We start from the raw sequence: 20,652 nt of genomic DNA, 5'->3' as shown, positions 1-20,652 counted from the left end.
CAAGAGGAAAGGCACGGCCGCCGCACGTGAGGGACACACGAGAGAGCCGGCTACTCCTGGTGCTGCTGGTCGCCATCGCGTTCGCACTGATCACGGTGGACATCCGCGGCGGCGAGGAGTCACCGGTCGACGGCGCCCGGCAGGCAGCCGCCGCGGCCTTCGGCCCCATCGAGAACGGCGTCGCGACGGCCGTCGACCCGATCGGCAACGCCATAGGAGCCGTACGCGACTCCGGCGAGCGGCACACCCGGATCGCGGCCCTGGAGCACGAGAACGCCGCCCTCAAGGCCAAGCTCGGCAGCGACGACCGCAACCGCAGCCGGCTCGCCGAACTCGACGCCCTGCTGAAGAACGCCGGCGCCGGGCAGTACGGCATCAAGGCCGCCCAGGTCATCGCCATAGGAGCCGCGCAGGGCTTCTCCTGGACCGTCACCATCGACGCCGGCGCCGACGACGGCATCCAGCGCGACATGACCGTCCTCAACGGCGCCGGACTCGTCGGCCGCGTCACCACCGTCGGCCCGTCCACCGCGACCGTGCTGCTCGCCAGCGACCCGGACTTCACCGTCGGCACCCGCATGGAGAAGAGCAACGAGCTCGGCTTCGCCACCGGCCAGGGCAACGGCCCGCTGCTCGTCCAGCTGCTCAACGGCAAGGCCAAGGTCAAGCCCGGCGACCGCCTGGTCACCTTCGGCTCGCACGGCAGCAAGCCGTTCGTGCCGGGCGTGCCCGTCGGCGAGGTGATCCGCGTCGACCCGGCCGGCGGCGACCTGACCCGCAACCTCTACATCCGGCCGTACGCCGGCTTCACCAAGCTCGACATCGTCGGTGTCGTCGTCCAGGCCCCGCGCACCAACCCGCGCGACATGGTCCTGCCGCCGCGCCCGGCCAAGCCGAAGCCCGTACCGACCGTCACCGTCACGGTCACCCCGCCGCCGCCCGGCCAGGAGCAGGCGGGACAGCAGCAGCCGGGACAGGCGCCGGCCGACGGACAGAACGACCTGCAGGGGGACTGAGGCATGAAGATCAACCGCATCCTGCTCTCCGCGGCCCTGGTCGTGGTGGCCCTCGTCGTCCAGGTCTCCGTCCTGTCCCGGCTCCAACTCCCCGGCGCCGTCCCCGACCTCGTCCTGCTCACCGTCGTCGCCCTGGCGCTGGTGTACGGGCATGTCAGCGGCGCGCTCATCGGCTTCGGCGCCGGTCTGCTCTCCGACCTCGCCCCGCCCGCCGACCACGCCGCCGGCCGCTACGCCCTCGTGCTCTGCGTCATCGGCTACGTCGCCGGACTCTTCCGGCCCGAGAAGGGCCAGCTGCGGTCCGCCACTGGTCCGATGGCCGTGGTCGTCGCCGCCGCCCTCGGCTCCACGCTGCTGTACGCGGCCGTCGGCGCCCTCGTCGGCGACACCGCCGCCCGCCATGTCGGCCTCGGTTTCCTGCTGTTCACCGCCGCCCTGTACGACCTGCTGCTCGCCCCCTTCACGGTGCCGGCGATCATGGCACTGGCCCGCCGCGCCGAGAACGATCCGCTCGCCGAGACCGGGACCGCCACCGACGTGTCCTCCGGCTGGCTCTCCTCCGGCACCGGACTGCGGATCGGCGCCCAGCGCAGCGGCCTGCGCGTGAAGGCCGCCCGCTCCCGGGCCTCACGGGCCGGGCGCATCAAGGGAGTCAAGCGACTGTGACCGAGGGGGCAACGGCAGCATGAGCAACATTCCGGAGACCGGGCGGACCCCCAGGGTCCAGATCCGGCTCGTCATCATCCAGGTCCTCGTCTTCTCCCTGCTGTTCACGCTCGGCGGGCGGCTCTGGTACCTCCAGATCCGCAACGGCAAGGAGTACACCGACGAGGCCAAGAGCAACCACGTCCAGCAGGTCGTCCAGCCCTCCGTGCGCGGCTCGATCCTGGACGCCCGCGGCGTCCCGCTCGCCGACAACGAGACCCGGCTCGTGGTCTCCGCGTCCCGCACCGAGCTGCTGAAGATGAAGGACGACGGCAAGGCCGTCCTCACCCGCCTGGCGGGCGTCCTCGGCATGAAGCCGCAGGACGTCATGAACAAGATCCGGCTCTGCGACTCGGAGACCCCCAAGCCCTGCTGGAACGGCTCGCCGTACCAGCCGATCCCGGTCACCGACGAGGCCACCACCCAGCAGGCGCTGACCATCCGGGAGAGCACCGAGGACTTCCCCGGCATCACCGCCGAGCCCACCGCCGTACGCCGCTACCCGGCGCTCGGCGGCGCCCGCACCTCCCAGGTCCTCGGCTACCTCTCGCCGGTCACCGACGACGAGATCGAGAAGGCCAAGGACGGCGACTCGCCGTTCCTCCGCTCCGACCAGGTCGGCCGCTCCGGCATCGAGCGCACCTACGACAAGGAACTGCGCGGCAAGGCCGGCGTCACACGCTACGAGGTCGACAAGATCGGCCGCGTCATGGGCCAGACCGAGTCCGACCCCGGTGTCGCCGGCTCCACCCTCGTCACCAGCATCGACGCCCGCGTCCAGGCCGTCGCCGAACACGAGCTGGCCCAGGCGATGAAGACCGTCCGCGGCGAGACCGACAAGATCACCGGCCGCAAGTACGAGGCCGACGCCGGCGCCGTCGTCGTCATGGAGTCCCGGACCGGCCGGATCGTCTCCATGGCCTCCCTGCCCGACTACGACCCCAACGCCTGGGTCGGCGGCATCTCCGCCAAGGACTACGCCGCACTGACCAGCAAGAAGTCCAACTACCCGCTGCTCAACCGGGCCATCCAGGGCCAGGCCGCGGCCGGTTCCGTCTTCAAGGTCGTCTCCGCGAGCGCCGCCGTGCGCGCCGGGCACGACTTCAACGACACGTACCCGTGCACCGCCTCGTACAGCATGGGCAACACCAGCTTCGCCAACTTCGAGTCCCAGGGCCACGGCCCCATCACCCTCGGCGACGCGCTCAAGTTCTCCTGCAACACGGTCTTCTACCGGCTCGGCCACGAGCAGTGGTCGCGCGACGGCGGCCTCAAGCCCAAGAAGAACGCCCACGACTGGTTCTACCGCACCGCCCACGACTTCGGCTTCGGCTCGGAGACCGGTGTCGACCTGCCCAACGAGGTCAAGGGCCGCGTCCCCGACCGCCAGTGGAAGCAGCGCTTCTGGGAGGCGAACAAGGACGCCTGGTGCAAGGAGGGCAAGAAGGGCGGCACGTACATCCAGCAGCTCAGCTACGAGAACTGCCTGGAGGGCAACCAGCTCAAGGCCTACGACAGCATCAACTTCTCCATCGGCCAGGGCGACCTGCTCATCACGCCCATTCAGCTGGCCACCGCGTACGCGGCCATCAGCAACGGCGGCACCCTGTACAACCCCACCGTCGGCAAGGCCGTGGTCAGCGCCGACGGCAAGACCGTGCGGGAGATCAAGCCCACGGCGCACGGCAGGCTGCCGGTCGACGCCCAGACCGTCAAGGACCTCGACAAGGGCCTGCGTTCCGTCGTCGAGCCCGGCGGCACCGCGGCCTGGCGGTTCGGCGGCTGGCCCCAGGACAAGATCCCGATGCACGCCAAGACGGGCACCGCGCAGGTCTACGGCAAGCAGACCACCTCGTGGTTCGCGACCTACACCCGCGACTTCACCATCGTCATGACGATCTCCCAGGGCGGCACCGGCTCCGGCGCCTCCGGCCCCGCCGTGCGCAACATCTACGACGCCCTCTACGGCCTCGACGACGCCGGCAACCAGGACCTCAAGCGGGCCCTGCTGCCGCAGCCGCAGAAGGCCCTGCCGAAGATCCAGACCGACGGCAGCATCGACGCGCCCGTGATCAAGCCGTACGACCCCGACGCGCAGCTGGTCAAGCCGGAGGGGGAGCAGGCCGCCGGCCGGGATCCGGCCTCTCCGCCCGAGCCGCAGCCGAGCGTCCCGCCGCTCGCAGGCCCGCCGAGGGCCGGGAGGCTCTGACCCGATGAACGCACGCACCGGCTTCTCCGTCTCCCGGTACGCCCCCGAACGCGGGGCCTTCGCCAAGCTCACCGCCCGCGACTCCGTCGTGCGGCGGCTCGACTGGCCGATCCTGCTGTCCGCCCTCGCCCTGTCCCTGCTCGGCGCGCTGCTCGTCTGGTCCGCCACCCGGGGGCGCACCGAGCTCAACCAGGGCGACCCGTACTACTTCCTGTTCCGGCACGTCCTGAACACCGGCATCGGGCTCGTCCTGATGATCGGCACGGTCTGGCTCGGCCACCGCACCCTCCGCGGCGCGGTTCCGGTCCTGTACGGCATCTCGATCGTGCTGATCCTCGCGGTCCTCACGCCGCTCGGCGCGACGATCAACGGCGCGCACGCGTGGATCGTGATCGGCGGCGGCTTCTCGCTCCAGCCGAGCGAGTTCGTCAAGATCACGATCATCCTGATCATGGCGATGCTGCTCGCGGCGAAGGTCGACGCCGGCGACCAGCTCCACCCCGACCACGGCACCGTCGCCAAGGCGCTCGGCCTCGCGGCCGTCCCCATGGGCATCGTCATGCTGATGCCCGACCTCGGCTCGGTGATGGTCATGGCCGTCATCGTGCTCGGCGTCCTGCTCGCCTCCGGGGCCTCCAACCGCTGGGTCCTCGGCCTGATCGGCGCGGGCGTCGGGGGAGCGGTGCTGGTCACCGCGCTCGGGATGCTCGACGAGTACCAGATCAACCGCTTCGCCGCCTTCGCCAACCCCGAGCTCGACCCGGCCGGCGTCGGCTACAACACCAACCAGGCGCGCATCGCCATCGGCTCCGGCGGCCTGTACGGCGCGGGGCTCTTCAAGGGCCACCAGACCAGCGGCCAGTTCGTGCCGGAGCAGCAGACCGACTTCATCTACACCGTCGCCGGCGAGGAGCTGGGCTTCCTCGGCGCCGGGCTGATCCTCGTGCTGCTCGGCGTGATCCTGTGGCGCGCCTGCCGCATCGCGCGGGAGACGACGGAGCTGTACGGCACGGTCGTCGCGGCCGGGATCATCGCCTGGTTCGCCTTCCAGTCCTTCGAGAACATCGGCATGAACCTCGGCATCATGCCGGTCGCCGGCCTGCCGCTGCCGTTCGTCTCGTACGGCGGTTCGTCGATGTTCGCGGTGTGGGTGGCGATCGGACTGCTGCAGTCGATCCGGGTCCAGCGGCCCATGACGGCGTAAGGGCACCAGGTCGGCCCAAGGCCCCCTCCCCTCGCGTTCACATCCCGTCTAGATTCGATTCATGGCGGAGACGAAGCGCGAGATCGAGCGGAAGTACGAAGCCGAAGCCGGTGACCGGACGAAGCTGCCGGACCTGACCAAGGCGTCCGGTGTCGCCTCGGTGGAGGACCGGGGCGTCACCGAGCTCGACGCGGTCTACTACGACACCCCCGACCTGCGGCTCGCGGCGGACTCGCTCACCCTGCGGCGCAGGACGGGCGGGGCGGACGCCGGCTGGCACCTGAAGTTCCCGGTCGCCTCCGGAATCCGCGACGAGATCAGAGCCCCGCTCTCGGACACGCTCCCGCATGCCCTGGCGGGGCTCCTGCGTTCCCGCGTCCGCGACGCCGACGTCGTCCCCGTCGTCCGCCTCCGCTCCTCCCGAGCCGTCCGCCACCTGCACGCCGAGGACGGCACGATGCTGGCGGAACTCTCCCTCGACACCGTCCGGGCGGAACGCCTGAGCGGCCCGGGGGAGGGAGCGACGGCCGCCTGGACGGAGATCGAGGTCGAACTCGCCGACGACGCCGACGAGGCGGTCCTCGACGCGGTCGAGAAACGCCTGAAGAAGGCCGGCATCCGCCCGTCCTCCGCCCCGTCGAAGCTGGCGAGGGCGCTGGAGGAGACCGTCCCCGAGAAGGGCAAGGGCGGTGCCGGGAAGGCCGCCGTCACCCGCGCGGTGAAGGAGGCGAGGCGCACCGCCGCCGCCGAGCCCCGGGACGACGTCCCGGCCGGCAAGCGCATCGCGAAGCAGGCCCGCGGCAAGGACGCGGACGGGCCGGCGGGGGAGGCCGCCCCGCCCTCCGGCAGCGCCGGGGCCGCCGTGCTCGCGTACGCACAGGCGCAGCGCGACGCGCTCGTCGCGCTCGACCCCGCCGTCCGCCGCGACCTGCCCGACTCCGTGCACCAGATGCGTGTCGCCTGCCGACGCCTCCGCAGCGCCTTCAAGACGTACCGCAAGGTCCTCGACCGCAACGTCACCGACCCGATCGGCGCCGAGCTCAAGTGGCTCGCGGGTGAACTCGGCCTCGCCCGCGACCAGGAGGTCCTCGTCGCCCGCCTGCGCGCCCTGCTCGACGACACCCCCCGCCCGCTCCTCCTCGGCCCGCTCCGCAACCGCCTGCGCACCTGGGACTCCGCCCGCTCCGGGGGCATCCGCCGCCGCACCCTCGCCGCCCTCGACGCCAAGCGGTACCTCGTCCTCCTGGACGCCCTCGACGCCCTGCTCGCCGACCCGCCGCTCCGGAAGGCCGCCGGCCGCCCCGCCGAGGACGTCCTGCCGAAGGCGGTCCTCAAGGACCACGCCCGCCTCGCCGCCGCCGTCGACCACGCCCTCGCACTCGACCCGGGCCACGACCGCGACGTCGCCCTGCACGAGGCCCGCAAGGCCGCCAAACGCGCCCGCTACGCCGCCGAGGCCGCCGTCCCCACCCTCGGCAAGCCCGCCAAGAAGCTGGCCGCCCGCGTCAAGGCCGTACAGAGCCTCCTCGGCGACCACCAGGACTCCGTCGTCGCCCGCGACGCCCTGCGCACCCTCGCCGTCCAGGCGTACAGCGCCGGCGAGAACGCCTTCACCTGGGGACTCCTGTACGGCCGCGAGGAGGCCGCCGCGGCGGCCGGCGAGCGCGAACTCCCGGACGTCTGGGCGGCCGCCGCGCACCCCGATCTGTGACCGGTCGGGAGTCTCCGAGCACCGGGTACGCTTGAGAGTCGCCCCATGCCAGCTCACGAAGGTTCGAGATGTCTGCTGCCGAGTCTGTCTTCCCGCAGCTCGAAGCTCTGCTCCCGCACGTGCAGAAGCCGATTCAGTACGTCGGTGGAGAGCTGAACTCCACGGTCAAGCCGTGGGAGTCCGCCGACGTCCGCTGGGCTCTGATGTACCCGGACGCGTACGAGGTCGGTCTGCCCAACCAGGGCGTCATGATCCTCTACGAGGTACTGAACGAGCGCGAGGGCGTCCTGGCCGAGCGCACCTACAGCGTGTGGCCGGACCTCGAGGCGCTGATGCGCGAGCACGACGTGCCGCAGTTCACCGTGGACTCGCACCGCCCGGTCGGCGCGTTCGACGTCTTCGGCCTGAGCTTCTCCACCGAGCTCGGCTACACCAACATGCTCACGGCCCTCGACCTCGCGGGCATCCCGCTGGAGTCCAAGGACCGGACGATCGACCACCCGATCGTGCTCGCCGGCGGCCACGCCGCCTTCAACCCCGAGCCGATCGCGGACTTCATCGACGCGGCGATCATCGGCGACGGCGAGCAGGCCGTGCTCGACATGACCGAGATCATCCGCCACTGGAAGGCCGAGGGCCGCCCCGGCGGCCGCGAGGAGGTCCTCCTCCGCCTCGCCAAGACCGGCAGCGTGTACATCCCGGCGTTCTACGACGTCGAGTACCTCCCGGACGGCCGCATCGGCCGCGTCGTCCCCAACCGCTCCGGCGTGCCGTGGCGCGTGTCCAAGCACACCGTCATGGACCTCGACGAGTGGCCCTACCCCAAGCAGCCGCTGGTCCCGCTCGCCGAGACCGTCCACGAGCGGATGTCCGTCGAGATCTTCCGCGGCTGCACCCGCGGCTGCCGCTTCTGCCAGGCCGGCATGATCACGCGCCCCGTGCGGGAGCGAAGCATCACCGGCATCGGCGAGATGGTCGAGAAGGGCCTCAAGGCGACGGGCTTCGAGGAGGTCGGCCTCCTCTCCCTCTCCTCCGCGGACCACACCGAGATCGGCGACATCGCCAAGGGCCTCGCGGACCGCTACGAGGAGGACAAGATCGGCCTCTCCCTCCCCTCGACCCGCGTCGACGCGTTCAACGTCGACCTGGCGAACGAGCTGACGAGGAACGGTCGCCGCTCCGGCCTCACCTTCGCCCCCGAGGGCGGCTCCGAGCGCATGCGCAAGGTCATCAACAAGATGGTCTCGGAAGAGGACCTGATCAGGACGGTCGCGACGGCCTACGGCAACGGCTGGCGCCAGGTGAAGCTGTACTTCATGTGCGGCCTGCCGACCGAGACCGACGACGACGTCCTCCAGATCGCCGACATGGCCATCAACGTCATCGCCAAGGGCCGCGAGGTCTCCGGCCAGAACGACATCCGCTGCACGGTGTCGATCGGCGGCTTCGTCCCGAAGCCCCACACTCCCTTCCAGTGGGCCCCGCAGCTCTCGGCGGAGGAGACGGACGCCCGCCTGGAGAAGCTCCGCGACAAGATCCGCGGCGACAAGAAGTACGGCCGCTCCATCGGCTTCCGCTACCACGACGGCAAGCCCGGCATCGTCGAGGGCCTGCTCTCCCGCGGCGACCGCCGCATCGGCGACGTCATCCGCGCCGTGTACGAGGACGGCGGCCGCTTCGACGGCTGGCGCGAGCACTTCTCGTACGACCGCTGGATGGACTGCGCCGCGAAGACGCTCCCCGCCCACGGCGTCGACGTCGACTGGTACACCACCCGCGAGCGCGGCTACGAGGAGGTCCTCCCCTGGGACCACCTGGACTCCGGCCTCGACAAGGACTGGCTCTGGGAGGACTGGCAGGACGCCCTCGACGAGACCGAGGTCGACGACTGCCGCTGGACCCCGTGCTTCGACTGCGGCGTGTGCCCCGCCATGCAGACCGAGATCCAGGTCGGCCCGACGGGCAAGAAGCTGCTGCCGCTGAGCGTGGTCAAGTAGTACGCAGAACGCCGAGAGGCGCCCGGACCATCGTGTCCGGGCGCCTCTCGGCGTTTCCGGGCTGCTGATCGCGCGTCACCGCACGACTTTCCCGGGATCCGGGACAGAGAGCGGGCGGGGCGGATAGCCTCGAGTGGCTCAGAGGAATCTGTGGCCCTGGAAAGAGAGCCGGCCGGCGCTGTGGCGAGGACGGGGGGATTCGCCGCCCCGCCGAACACTCTCTGAAGGGAGCCCTATGGAGCTGGCAGGTTGGGTCACCGTGGGTACGGCCGCGGTCGTGGGAGGTTTCACCGTAGTGGGACACCTCTTCGACCAAGTACCCGCGCTCTCCCAAAAAATGATCACGGCGATCCGGTCGGTACGCGCGGTGCGCGACGAAGTGAAGGCCACGCGCGAGTGAGACCGGGAGTCCCGTCGGGGTTGGCCCCGACGGGACTCACATGCGCTTCAACGGCCCGGTTCGGGGTGAGAACCCCGGGCCGGGCCGTTGCGTCATTCCAGGCATGAGCATGGAGAAGCCGCAGCCCACGGCCGGTCCCGAGCCCGAAGGGTGTCTGACGGCGTTCGTCCGGATCCCGGTGCGGATCGTGGTGCTGGTGCTCGTCGTGCCGGTGCGGATGGTGTGGGACGTGCTGGTCGTGGCCGGGCGGTTCGTGCACCGGACGGTGCTGAGGCCGGCGGGGCGGGCGCTGGGGTGGCTCTTCCATCACGCCGTCGGGGTGCCGGGGGCCTGGCTGTACCGGCACGTGCTGACGCCCGTCGGGCATGCTCTGGCCTGGTTCTTCACCGGGGTGGCCCTCGCCTTCGAGTGGCTCGCCGGGCGCATCGGGCTCGTGCTCGGGTGGCTGCTCAGGGCGGTGTTCGTGTGGCCCTGGGCGGCCCTGTGGGAGTACGTCGTGGTGCCCGTCGCCCGGTACGGGATCGCCGTTCCCGCCGTCTGGCTGTACCGGAACGTGCTGAGCCGGCTCGGTACCGGGCTCGCCCTCGTCTTCGCGCTGCTGGTCGTCACGCCCGTCGCCGGGCTGTGGAGCCACGTCGTCGTGCCCGTGGTGCGGTACGGGATCGTCGTGCCGGCGGCGTGGGTGTACCGGGCCGTGCTCACGCCGCTCGGGCACGCCCTCACCATCGGCGCCGTGTGGCTCGGCAGGGCGCTGTTCGTGTGGCCCTGGGTCGGGCTGTGGCGGTACGGCGTCGTACCGGTCGTGCGGTACGGGATCGCCGTTCCCGCCGTCTGGCTGTACCGGCGTGTCCTCGCGCCGGTCGGGCGTGAGCTCCGGGACGCGCTGCTGGTCGGGTGGCGGATCGCGGGGTACGTGTCGCGCGCCGTCGGGCGGGTGCTCACTTGGCTGGCGTGGAATCTGGTCGGGCGGCCCGCCACCTGGTTCTACAAGTGGGTCGCCCTGCCCGTCGGGCACTGGGTCCGTGACCACGTCTGGGCGCCCGCCCGGGCCGCCGCCGTCGAGGCCGGCCGGGCCGCCCGCGGGGCGCTCGCCTCGGCGCGGGACGCCGTGCGGCAGGCCCGCCGGGACGCCTGGCGCGCCCTGGTCGGAGGCCCCCGGGCGGCCGAGGCCGGGGAACCGGTGGTGAGCCGGGCGCGTACTCTGGGTAGTACGACTGCCGTCCCCGGCGTGGCGCCCGCCCCCGAGATCTCCCTGCGCAAGCGGGGGTGAGCCGGACGGGACCCCCAGGGACGACCGCCACCGGCATCCGCATTTCGAGGGCGGCGCGCCACCCGCGCCCGCCCCGCACCGAGGAGAAGAACCACTGGGCAAGCGACAGCCCGAAGGCCCGCCGCCCGCACCTGCGGTGCAGCGCATCCGACTGCGCTACACCAAGCGCGGCCGCCTCCGGTTCACCAGCCACCGTGACTTCCAGCGCGCGTTCGAGCGTGCGCTGCGCCGCGCCGAGGTGCCCATGGCGTACTCGGCCGGATTCACCCCGCACCCGAAGGTGTCGTACGCCAACGCCGCCCCCACGGGTACGGGCTCCGAGGCCGAGTACCTGGAGATCGCCCTCACCGAGCGCCGCGACCCGGAGACCCTCCGGGCCCTGCTCGACGAGTCGCTCCCGGGCGGTCTCGACATCACCGACGCCGTCGAGGCCCGGACCTCCGGGCTCGCCGACCGGCTCACCGCCTCCGTGTGGGAGCTGCGGCTCGACGGCGTGGCCGTCGAGGACGCGGAGAAGGCCGTCGCGGCCTTCCTCGCCGCCGAGACGGTCGAGGTGCAGCGCAAGACGAAGAACGGCATGCGCACCTTCGACGCCCGTTCCGCCGTCGCGGAGCTCGCCGCGGCTCGTCCACAGCCTGATAGGCCGCTGGAGGAGCCCTGTGCGATACTGCGGCTGGTTGTTCGGCACGTGACACCTGCCGTACGACCCGACGACGTCCTGTCCGGTCTCCGAGCTGTGGCCGACCTGGCGCCGCCGGTCCCCGCAGCGGTGACCAGGCTGGCGCAGGGGCTCTTCGACGAGGAGTCCGGCACGGTGACCGACCCGCTCGCGCCCGACCGCGAGGCAGTCACGGCCGCTCCACCCACGGCCGCCGCGACCGCCCCGGCGACGGCGCCGGGTACCGGCTCCGCGTAGGGACGGTCGTCGTAGCGCAGCCCTGGCACTCGGGAGCCACCTGGGCCGGGCCGCGCACTGACCAGGAGACTTTCGCCAGGCCGTCCGCATGAGGCGTACGGAACCGGCGAGCCAGACACTGAAGCTCCCGTGCGGCGCCCGCGCCCCGGGCGGCGGCACCGCGGCAGACCCGCGACGTGCCGCCGGACCGGAACCAGGCGCGGCGCCCGGGAGCGTGACGGGAGAACCGCCCGCATGCTCGAGCAGCACGAAGAGGACAACAACAACGCCCCTGGCGACAAGCTGCCGCCGCGCCGCCGGCGCCGCGCCGCTTCTCGCCCCGCGGGCCCGCCGGTCGCCGAGACGGCCGCCGCCGAGACGGCCGAGCCGGTCGCCGAGGCCGTGGCCGAGGAGGCCCCGGCGGCCGAGGCCGCTCCGGCGCGTCCGCGCCGCCGTGCCACCCGCAAGGCCACCGCGCCCACCGCCGAGACGGCCCCGGCCGCGGAGCCGGTCGTCGAGAAGACCCCGGCAGCCCAGGAGACCCCGGCAGCCGCCGAGGAGCCCGCGCCGCCGGCCCGTACCCGCCGTCGCGCCACCCGCAAGGCCACCGCTCCCGCCGCCGAGGCGGCCGAGCCGGTCGTCGAGGAGGCCGCGGCCGAGGAGACCCCCGCGGCCGAGGAGGCCGCCCCCGCGCGTCCGCGCCGCCGTGCCACCCGCAAGGCCACCGCGCCCGTGACGTCTCCGGCCGTGGCCGAGGAGGTCGTGGTGGAGGCGCCGGTCGTCGAGGAGGCGGCCGAGGTCGTGGAGGAGCCGGTCGTGGAGGCCGCTCCGCCCGCCCGTACCCGCCGCCGTGCCACCCGTAAGGCCACGTCCCCCGTGACGTCTCCGGCCGTGGCCGAGGAGGTCGTGGTGGAGGCGCCGGTCGTCGAGGAGGCGGCCGAGGTCGTGGAGGAGCCGGTCGTGGAGGCCGCTCCGCCCGCCCGTACCCGCCGTCGCGCGACCCGTAAGGTCACGTCCCCCGTGACCACCCCGGCCGCCGCCGAGGAGGAGACCACCGGCGAGGCCCTGCCGCAGGACGTCGTCGAGCAGATCGCCCCCGAGGCCCCGGCCGCGGCCGAGGTCGCGGCCGCCGAGAAGGCCGCCACCCGTGGCCGCACCCGTCGTCGCGTCACGGCCCCGCAGTTCACCTCCGAGCCGGCCGGGAAGGCCGAGAAGAAGGCCGAGGCCGAGGAGGAGCCCGCGCGCGGCCGCCGTGCCGCCCGCCCCGCCGTGGCCGTCTTCCAGGCGCCGGTGTTCACCGAGCCGATGTTCCAGACGCCGGAGACCGCGGCCGCCGCGGCCGCTGCCGCCGCCGTGGAGCAGGAGCCGGAGGAGGACGAGGAGACGGTCGAGACGGCCGAGGCGGTCGTCGAGACCGTCGAGCCCGCCGAGCGCGAGACCGGCCGCCGTCGCCGTCGCCGCCGTGGCGAGCCCGTCGCCGTCGAGCCGGTGCCGGCCACCGTCGCCGACGAGCCCGAGGTCGAGGCCGAGGAGCCCGAGGCCGCCGAGGCGGAGGAGTCGGACGAGTACGAGGAGCGTCCCTCCCGCCGTCGCCGCCGGGGCGGCCGTCGCCGTCGCCGTGGTGCGGACGCCGAGGCCGACGAGGCCGAGGAGTCCGAGGAGACCGCGGTCGAGGCCGAGTCCGAGGAGGCCGACGAGGAGGAGCCCGAGGAGGAGTCCGACGAGGACGCCGAGGGTCTCGCCCCGTCCGGCAGCAGCAGCTCGCGCCGCCGTCGCCGTCGTCGCCGCCGCAGCGGTGAGGCCGGTGAGGGCGAGGCCGCCGAGGAGGACGGCGTCCGTACGGTCGTCAAGGTCCGCGAGCCGCGGCCGAAGTCGGAGCCGTCCGACGAGGTCCAGTCCATCAAGGGCTCGACGCGTCTGGAGGCGAAGAAGCAGCGCCGCCGCGAGGGCCGCGAGCAGGGCCGTCGCCGCGTCCCGATCATCACCGAGGCCGAGTTCCTGGCCCGCCGCGAGGCCGTCGAGCGTGTCATGGTCGTCCGCCAGAACGGCGACCGCACCCAGATCGGCGTCCTCGAGGACAACGTGCTCGTCGAGCACTACGTCAACAAGGAGCAGGCCACCTCGTACGTCGGCAACGTCTACCTGGGCAAGGTCCAGAACGTGCTGCCGTCGATGGAGGCCGCCTTCGTCGACATCGGCAAGGGCCGCAACGCGGTCCTGTACGCCGGCGAGGTCAACTTCGAGGCGCTCGGCATGGCCAACGGGCCGCGCCGCATCGAGACCGCGCTGAAGTCCGGCCAGTCGGTCCTCGTCCAGGTGACGAAGGACCCGATCGGCCACAAGGGCGCGCGTCTGACCAGCCAGGTCTCCCTGCCGGGCCGCTACCTCGTGTACGTGCCCGAAGGCTCGATGACCGGCATCAGCCGCAAGCTCCCGGACACCGAGCGCGCGCGTCTGAAGACCATCCTCAAGAAGATCGTCCCCGAGGACGCGGGCGTCATCGTGCGCACCGCCGCCGAGGGCGCGAGCGAGGACGAGCTGCGCCGTGACGTCGAGCGACTGCAGGCGCAGTGGGCCGACATCAAGAAGAAGGCCAACCAGATCTCGACGTCCGCGCCGAGCCTGCTGTACGGCGAGCCGGACATGACCGTCCGGGTCGTCCGCGACATCTTCAACGAGGACTTCTCGAAGGTCATCGTCAGCGGCGAGGACGCCTGGGAGACCATCCACGGGTACGTCTCGCACGTCGCGCCCGACCTGGCGGACCGCCTGAACAAGTGGACCAGCGAGGTCGACGTCTTCGCGACGTACCGGATCGACGAGCAGCTGATGAAGGCGCTGGACCGCAAGGTCTGGCTGCCGTCCGGCGGTTCGCTGGTGATCGACAAGACCGAGGCGATGGTCGTGGTCGACGTCAACACCGGCAAGTTCACCGGTCAGGGCGGCAACCTCGAAGAGACCGTCACCCGGAACAACCTGGAGGCGGCCGAGGAGATCGTGCGCCAGCTGCGGCTGCGCGACCTGGGCGGCATCGTCGTCATCGACTTCATCGACATGGTCCTGGAGTCCAACCGCGACCTGGTGCTGCGCCGGCTCCTCGAGTGCCTGGGCCGGGACCGGACCAAGCACCAGGTGGCCGAGGTCACCTCGCTGGGCCTGGTGCAGATGACCCGCAAGCGGGTCGGCCAGGGTCTGCTGGAGTCCTTCTCCGAGACCTGTGTCCACTGCAACGGCCGCGGTGTCATCGTGCACATGGAGCAGCCGGCCACCCACGGGGGCGGCGGCACCGGCAAGCGGGCGAAGAAGCGCGGCCGCGGCGGCGCCGAGCACGTCCACGAGCACGAGCACGTCGAGGCGGTGGAGCCGGAGACGGCCGAGGCCGTCGAGGTCGAGACCGAGGCCGAGGTGGCGGCGGAGCTCGCCGCTCCGGTCGCCGTCGAGGAGCCGATCGGGGCGGACGAGGAGCTGTACGGTTCCGCGGCCGAGGCGGAGGCCGCCGCGGCCGGTGGCCGTGGGCGTCGCCGTCGCCGGGTGGTCCGCGAGGTGTCCCGCCCGGCCCGTGTCACGGCCGAGCCGGCCGTCGAGGTCGTCGAGCCGGCCCCGGTCGTCGTCGAGGCGCCGGTCGCGAAGACCGAGGCCCCGGCCGAGGAGGCGCCCGTCGTCGAGGAGGCCCCCGTGGCCGCCCCGCCGCGGGCCCGTCGCCGGGTCGTCCGCAAGGCCACCGCGCCCGCCGGCGCGCCGGCCGGTGCGGAGGAGGCCGCGGTCGTCGTGGTGACCGGCACTCCCGAGGCGGAGGCCCCGGCCGAGGCCGAGGCGGAGGCCGAGGAGGCGGCGCCGGCGAAGAAGGCCGCGCGCAAGACCGCCAAGAAGGCCACGGCCAAGAAGGCCGCCACCAAGAAGACGGCGGCGAAGAAGACCGCGGCCAAGAAGACCACGGCGAAGAAGGCCACGAAGGCGGCGGCCAAGAAGACCGCCGCGGCCGAGCAGTAGACAGTCGCCGGGGCGCAGGCCCACGGCACCGGGGAGTGACGTCCGTCGCGTGACGGTCGTCACTCCCCGCTGTTGTTCGGTCGAACGAATAGTGGCCGTGGGTTGAACACCGTGTGTGGCCGCTCAGGGGGTGTCCGACGAGGTCAGGACTTTGTTTCAGAATTGATGCCTGGCCACGTAAACGGCCCAGAAATTGACTAGGAAATTCCTGATAATGTGACGCCCGGTCGCCGCCGACTCGGGCCTCCGCACGGGACTACGGTGGGTGACCGACCCGGATCGGGACACACTCGGTCCCAGCATTCCTCGGTAGGGCGTCGGCATCGCGCCGGAGGGGTACGCGCGGCCTCGCGAGACGCCCGCCGCACCCCAGACCTCTGCCACGTAGAGCTCTTGCGGTGTTCAAGGAGGACGTCCATGGCGAGCATCAACGAGCAGCCCATCCCCGCTGCCCGCCCGGTCATCGGTGAAGAGGAGATCGAGGCTGCGGTCCGCGTGCTGCGCACCGGCCGCGTCGTACAGGGCCCGGAGGTGGCCGCCTTCGAGGAGGAGTTCTCGGAGATCGTCGAGGGACGTCACTGCGTCGCCGTCAACTCCGGTACCTCCGCGCTGCACCTCCTTCTGATGGCCATGGGCATCGGCCCGGGCGACGAGGTGATCGTCCCGTCCTTCTCGTTCGCCGCCTCGGCGAACGCGGTCCGCCTGGTCGGCGCCGACGTCGTCTTCGTCGACATCGAGGCCGACAGCTTCAACATCGACCCGGCCGCCGTCGAGGCCGCGATCACCCCGCGCACCGCCGCGATCATGCCGGTGCACATCTACGGCAACCCGGCCGCGATGGACAAGATCATGGCCATCGCCGACAAGCACAAGCTGGCCGTCGTCGAGGACGCCTGCCAGGCGCACGCGGCCGCCCTGAACGGCACGCCGGTCGGCGCCTTCGGCACCGGCGGCACGTTCAGCTTCTACCCGACGAAGAACATGCACTCGCTCGAGGGCGGCATGATCTCCACGGCCGACGCCGAGATCGCCCGCACCCTGCGCCTGCTGCGCAACCAGGGCATGGAGCAGCGCTACGCCAACGAGATCGTCGGCGCCAACATGCGCATGACCGACGTGAGCGCCGCGATCGGCCGCGTCCAGCTCGGCAAGCTCGCCGGCTGGACCGAGCGGCGCATCGCCAACGCCGCGTACCTCTCGGAGCACATCACCGCCGAGAACGTGGTCACGCCGATCCTCGCCCCGGGCGCGCGGCACATCTACCACCAGTACACGATCCGGGTGAAGGGCGACCGCGACGCCGCGATGGCCAAGCTCACCGAGGCGGGCATCGGCAACGCGGTCTACTACCCGACCCCGATCCACCGCCTGAAGCCGTACTGGGAGCCGGACCAGAAGGCCGGCCGCAACTGGGACCTGCCGCAGACGGAGAAGGCCGCCGCCGAGGTCGTCTCGCTGCCGGTCCACCCGTCCCTGTCCGAGAACGACCTGGAGCGCATCGTCACCGCCGTGAACGCGCTGGGAGAGAACCTGTGACTGCCGCTGCACTGCGAGCCGGCCTGATCGGCCTCGGCTCCATGGGACGCCACCACGCCCGCGTACTCGCCGGGCTCGACGGCGTCCAGCTCGTCGGTGTCGTCGACCCGATGGGCGACAAGAACGGCTGGGCGCAGGGCGCCCCGGTCCTGTCGACCGTCGAGGAGCTCATCGCCCTCGGCATCGACTACGCCGTCGTCGCCTGCCCGACCGCCCTGCACGAGGAAGTCGGCCTGAAGCTGGCCGAGGCCGGCGTCGGCGCGCTCATCGAGAAGCCCGTCGCCGACACCGTCGAGGGCGCCCGCCGCCTCGTCGAGGCGTTCGAGACCCGCGGCCTGGTGGCCGGTGTGGGTCACATCGAGCGCTGCAACCCGGCGCTGCGTTCGCTGCGCCAGAAGCTCGAGGCCGGTGAGCTGGGCGACGTCTACCAGGTCGTCACCCGCCGCCAGGGCCCGTTCCCGCACCGCATCGCCGACGTCGGCGTGGTCAAGGACCTCGCCACCCACGACATCGACCTCACCGCCTGGGTGACCGGCCAGTCGTACACCTCGATCGCCGCCCACACGGTGTCGAAGTCCGGCCGTGTGCACGAGGACATGGTCTCCGCCGTCGGCCAGCTCTCCGACGGCACCATGGTGAACCACCTGGTCAACTGGCTGAGCCCGCTGAAGGAGCGGTTCACCTCGGTCACCGGTGAGCGCGGCTGCTTCATCGCCGACACCCTCACCGCCGACCTGACCTTCTACTCCAACGCCGCCGTGGCGACGGAGTGGGAGGCGCTGCAGGCCTTCCGCGGTGTGTCCGAGGGCGACATGATCCGCTACGCCATCCCGAAGCGTGAGCCGCTGCTCGTCGAGCACGAGCTGTTCCGCGACGCGATGCTCGGCAAGGAGGCGGACATCTGCACCCTGCGCCAGGGTCTGCGTACGGTGGAGGTCGCCGCGGCGGTTCTGCAGTCCGCTGCCGACCGGACTACTGTCCGTCTGGACGACATCGCGGGTGGAGCTGCCTGACCCACCTCGGCGGCGGGTAGCCGCTGCCCGCCGGTCCCCGGCCTCCCGACGCGTGGAGGCCGGGGACGCCGAACGTAAGTCTTCCCGGAGGAAGTAGCTCATGGAATCCCACGCCCGCCGGCCGCGGCTCGCGGTGATCGTCGCCAACGGAATCACCGGCGACTCGCGGGTACAGAAGACCGCCGTCGCCGCCGCGCGCGACGGCTGGGACGTCACCCTGATCGGCAGGAGCGACACCAGGCGCGTCCAGCACTCCAAGATGGGCCCGATCGACGTGATCCGGGTACCCGTGGGCTCCGACTACCTCCGGGCGGTGAACGCGCGCAAGCCGCACCCGGTGCGCGCCGCCGCCACCCAGTTCCAGATCCAGGACCAGGCCGCGCTGAATCGCTACAGCGCCGCGTACCGTGCGTGGGTCCGGCAGAAGTCCGCCGAGTCCGCGTGGGCCGGCGGCACGCGCCGTACGTCCCTGAAGGCGCTGCTCCGGGCCCGCCGGGCCGTGCACCGCTTCCGCGTCCGCGCGTTCAAGTGGGAGCAGCGGCGCAAGCCGAAGGACCCGACGCCGGTGCGCGACTGGCGCCGTGACTGGCCGCAGGTCGTCGACCTCGACCTGGCCTTCGGCCCGGTGATCGAGAAGCTGAAGCCGGACGTCATCCACGCCAACGACGCCACGATGATTGTCACCGCGGCCCGCAGCGCGGCGCGTCTGAAGGCCGCCGGCCACACGTGCGCCTGGCTGTACGACGCGCACGAGTACATCAAGGGCGTCGAGTGGCCCAACAAGCGTCAGGCGTACGCCCTTCCGGCGATGGAGGCCGAGTTCATCGGCCGCGCCGACGCGGTCGTCACCGTCTCGACGCAGATGGCCGAACTGCTGAAGAACGACCACAAGCTGGGCAAGCTCCCGCTGGTCGTCGGCAATTCGCCGGTCCGCGAGGTCATCGGCGGCGGCAAGTCGAGCAACTCGGTGCGCAAGGCCTGCGGCCTGGGCCCCGAGGTCCCGCTGATGGTGTACTCCGGCTGGATCGGCCGTGAGCGCGGCGTCGACGCGGTCATCGACGGCCTGCCCGAACTGCCCGGCTACCACCTGGCGCTGGTCGTCGGCCGGACGACGCCGCTCCTGGAGGAGCTGCTGGCACAGGCCGAGTCCCTCGGCGTACGCGACCGGATCCACCTGGTGCCGTACGTGCCGCAGCACGAGGTCGCCGACTACCTGTCCTCCGCGGACGTCGGCCTCACCCCGTTCAAGAAGGTCCCCAACTGCGAGGTCTCCCTTCCCACGAAGGTCTCCGAGTACCTCCAGGCCCGGCTGCCGCTGGTCACCAGCGACGTCAAGGTCATCAAGGCGTACGTCGAGGAGCACGGTCTCGGCGAGGTGTGGACCTGGGACGACCCCAAGACCTTCGCCACCGCCGCGACCCGCGCCATGAAGAACCGCGACAAGCTCGCCGAGGCGATCACCGAGGACGTCCTCACGGACCTGTCCTGGGAGGCGCAGAGCGGCAAGCTGCTCCAGCTGTACCGCGAGCTGTCCAAGAAGACCCCGCCCGGCCCCCGGCCCGAGGTGTCCTGGACCGTCCAGGAGACTCCCGGGGCGGTCCGTGAGGTGGAGATCACCACCGAGGACGGCCAGCCGGTCTGGAAGAAGCTCGGCAACACGAAGATCAAGCTCGGTCTCGGCCCGGCCAACTACGGCGGCCAGGGCGCCGCGTACGCGCAGGCCATCACGCGGCTGAACCCCGACGTCTCCGTCGAGGTCGTGATGAACAAGCGGCCGGAGTCCTTCGACTTCCCGGCCGACGTGTACGTCGACGCCACCCGCCTGCGCGAGCTGGACGTCCAGTTCCAGCAGGTCGAGCGGGTCGTCGGCCGGTACACCCACCTGCTCGTCGACGCGTTCATGCCGGTGTTCGGCTACCTGAACGGCGCGTCGGTGCAGGGCGACCTGGACGCGCTGAAGCAGGCGAAGATCAAGGTCGGCCTGCTCGCGCACGGCAGCGACATCCGCCACCCCGGCAACCACATGAGGCGGCACCCCTTCTCGCTGTTCCACGACGCCCCCGAGGGCATCGTGGAGAAGCTCCAGGCCAAGGCCGAGCTCAACAGGAAGATCGCCGACGAGGTCGGTCTGCCGTTGTTCGTCACCACCCCGGACCTGCTCGACGACCTGCCGACGGCCGCGTGGGCCCCGCTCGTCGTGGACGTGAAGTCCTGGGCGAGCGAGCACCCGGTGATGGAGCGCAAGCGCCCGGTCGTGCTGCACGGTCCGTCCAAGCGCTGGACCAAGGGCACCGACCGGATCATGCCGCTGATGACCGAGCTGCACGACGCCGGCATCATCGAGTTCAAGCTCGCCGAGGGCATCCCGTGGCCCGAGATGCGCGCGCTGGTGCAGAGCTGCGACCTGGTCCTCGACCAGTTCACCACCGGCAGCTACGGCACCTTCGCCGTCGAGGCCATGGCGGCCGGCCGGCCGGTCGTCGGCTACATCAGCGACGAGGTCAAGGCGGTCACCCAGGGCGCGCTGCCGATCGTCAGCGCCACCCCGGACACCCTCCGCGAGGTCATCCAGTCGCTGCTCGACGACCGCGAGGGCACCGCCCGCATCGGCCGCGACTCGGTCGAGTTCGCGCACACCTACCACGACGGAACCTGGACCGCCCAGGTCCTGAGCGGCTTCCTCAAGTGATCGGTCAAGAAAGGCTG

The 20,652-nt window shown here is 71.8% G+C and carries 13 protein-coding genes; all 13 read left to right on the top strand.

Going from position 1 to position 20,652, the window contains the following annotated elements:
- The first annotated feature begins 26 nt into the window (after positions 1–26).
- The 13 genes from mreC (at position 27) to ABZO31_RS10670 (ending at position 20,635) form a co-directional block, all read left to right on the top strand.
- Positions 27–1,016 (top strand): rod shape-determining protein MreC, encoded by a 990-nt coding sequence (mreC, locus tag ABZO31_RS10730; RefSeq protein WP_406860902.1) that lies wholly within the window; start codon positions 27–29, stop codon positions 1,014–1,016.
- 3 nt (positions 1,017–1,019) lie between these two features.
- Positions 1,020–1,682 (top strand): rod shape-determining protein MreD, encoded by a 663-nt coding sequence (gene mreD, locus ABZO31_RS10725; RefSeq protein WP_406860901.1) that lies wholly within the window; start codon positions 1,020–1,022, stop codon positions 1,680–1,682.
- Between the two features lie 19 nt (positions 1,683–1,701).
- Positions 1,702–3,930 carry a penicillin-binding protein 2 gene (gene mrdA, locus ABZO31_RS10720; protein WP_406860900.1) on the top strand — a complete coding sequence of 743 codons (2,229 nt, stop codon included), beginning with the start codon at positions 1,702–1,704 and terminating at the stop codon, positions 3,928–3,930.
- Between the two features lie 4 nt (positions 3,931–3,934).
- Complete coding sequence (rodA, locus tag ABZO31_RS10715; protein WP_406860899.1) at positions 3,935–5,134, top strand: rod shape-determining protein RodA; 1,200 nt, start codon at positions 3,935–3,937, stop codon at positions 5,132–5,134.
- Positions 5,135–5,195: 61 nt separating this feature from the next.
- Positions 5,196–6,845, top strand: coding sequence for a CHAD domain-containing protein (locus ABZO31_RS10710; RefSeq protein ID WP_406860898.1), 1,650 nt, complete (start codon positions 5,196–5,198; stop codon positions 6,843–6,845).
- A gap of 68 nt (positions 6,846–6,913) precedes the next feature.
- A complete protein-coding gene (locus ABZO31_RS10705) occupies positions 6,914–8,842 on the top strand; it encodes a TIGR03960 family B12-binding radical SAM protein (protein ID WP_406860897.1) in 1,929 nt (642 codons plus the stop codon).
- Between the two features lie 235 nt (positions 8,843–9,077).
- Positions 9,078–9,242: a hypothetical protein gene (locus tag ABZO31_RS10700; protein WP_406860896.1), complete on the top strand. Its 165-nt coding sequence runs from the start codon at positions 9,078–9,080 to the stop codon at positions 9,240–9,242.
- Positions 9,243–9,345: 103 nt separating this feature from the next.
- Positions 9,346–10,512, top strand: a complete 1,167-nt coding sequence (locus ABZO31_RS10695) for a hypothetical protein (RefSeq protein WP_406860895.1) — start codon at positions 9,346–9,348, stop codon at positions 10,510–10,512.
- A 136-nt stretch (positions 10,513–10,648) separates the two neighbouring features.
- Positions 10,649–11,428, top strand: coding sequence for a TIGR03936 family radical SAM-associated protein (locus ABZO31_RS10690; RefSeq protein ID WP_406860894.1), 780 nt, complete (start codon positions 10,649–10,651; stop codon positions 11,426–11,428).
- 234 nt (positions 11,429–11,662) lie between these two features.
- On the top strand, positions 11,663–15,397 hold the full coding sequence (locus ABZO31_RS10685; protein WP_406860893.1) for an Rne/Rng family ribonuclease: 3,735 nt from the start codon (positions 11,663–11,665) through the stop codon (positions 15,395–15,397).
- Positions 15,398–15,814: 417 nt separating this feature from the next.
- The gene (locus tag ABZO31_RS10680; RefSeq protein ID WP_406860892.1) at positions 15,815–16,933 is read left to right on the top strand and encodes a DegT/DnrJ/EryC1/StrS family aminotransferase; all 1,119 of its coding nucleotides are present in this window, start codon (positions 15,815–15,817) and stop codon (positions 16,931–16,933) included.
- Complete coding sequence (locus tag ABZO31_RS10675; RefSeq protein ID WP_406860891.1) at positions 16,930–17,946, top strand: Gfo/Idh/MocA family protein; 1,017 nt, start codon at positions 16,930–16,932, stop codon at positions 17,944–17,946. The genes ABZO31_RS10680 and ABZO31_RS10675 overlap by 4 nt, the downstream gene beginning before the upstream one ends.
- Positions 17,947–18,046: 100 nt before the next feature.
- Positions 18,047–20,635, top strand: a complete 2,589-nt coding sequence (locus tag ABZO31_RS10670; RefSeq protein ID WP_406860890.1) for a glycosyltransferase family 4 protein — start codon at positions 18,047–18,049, stop codon at positions 20,633–20,635.
- Positions 20,636–20,652: the final 17 nt, after the last annotated feature.

Source organism: Streptomyces solicamelliae (genome assembly GCF_045348655.1).
Lineage (GTDB): Bacteria > Actinomycetota > Actinomycetes > Streptomycetales > Streptomycetaceae > Streptomyces > Streptomyces solicamelliae.
The sequence above is the reverse complement of the archived record's forward strand: the minus strand, read 5'-3'. Positions and strand labels throughout refer to the sequence as shown.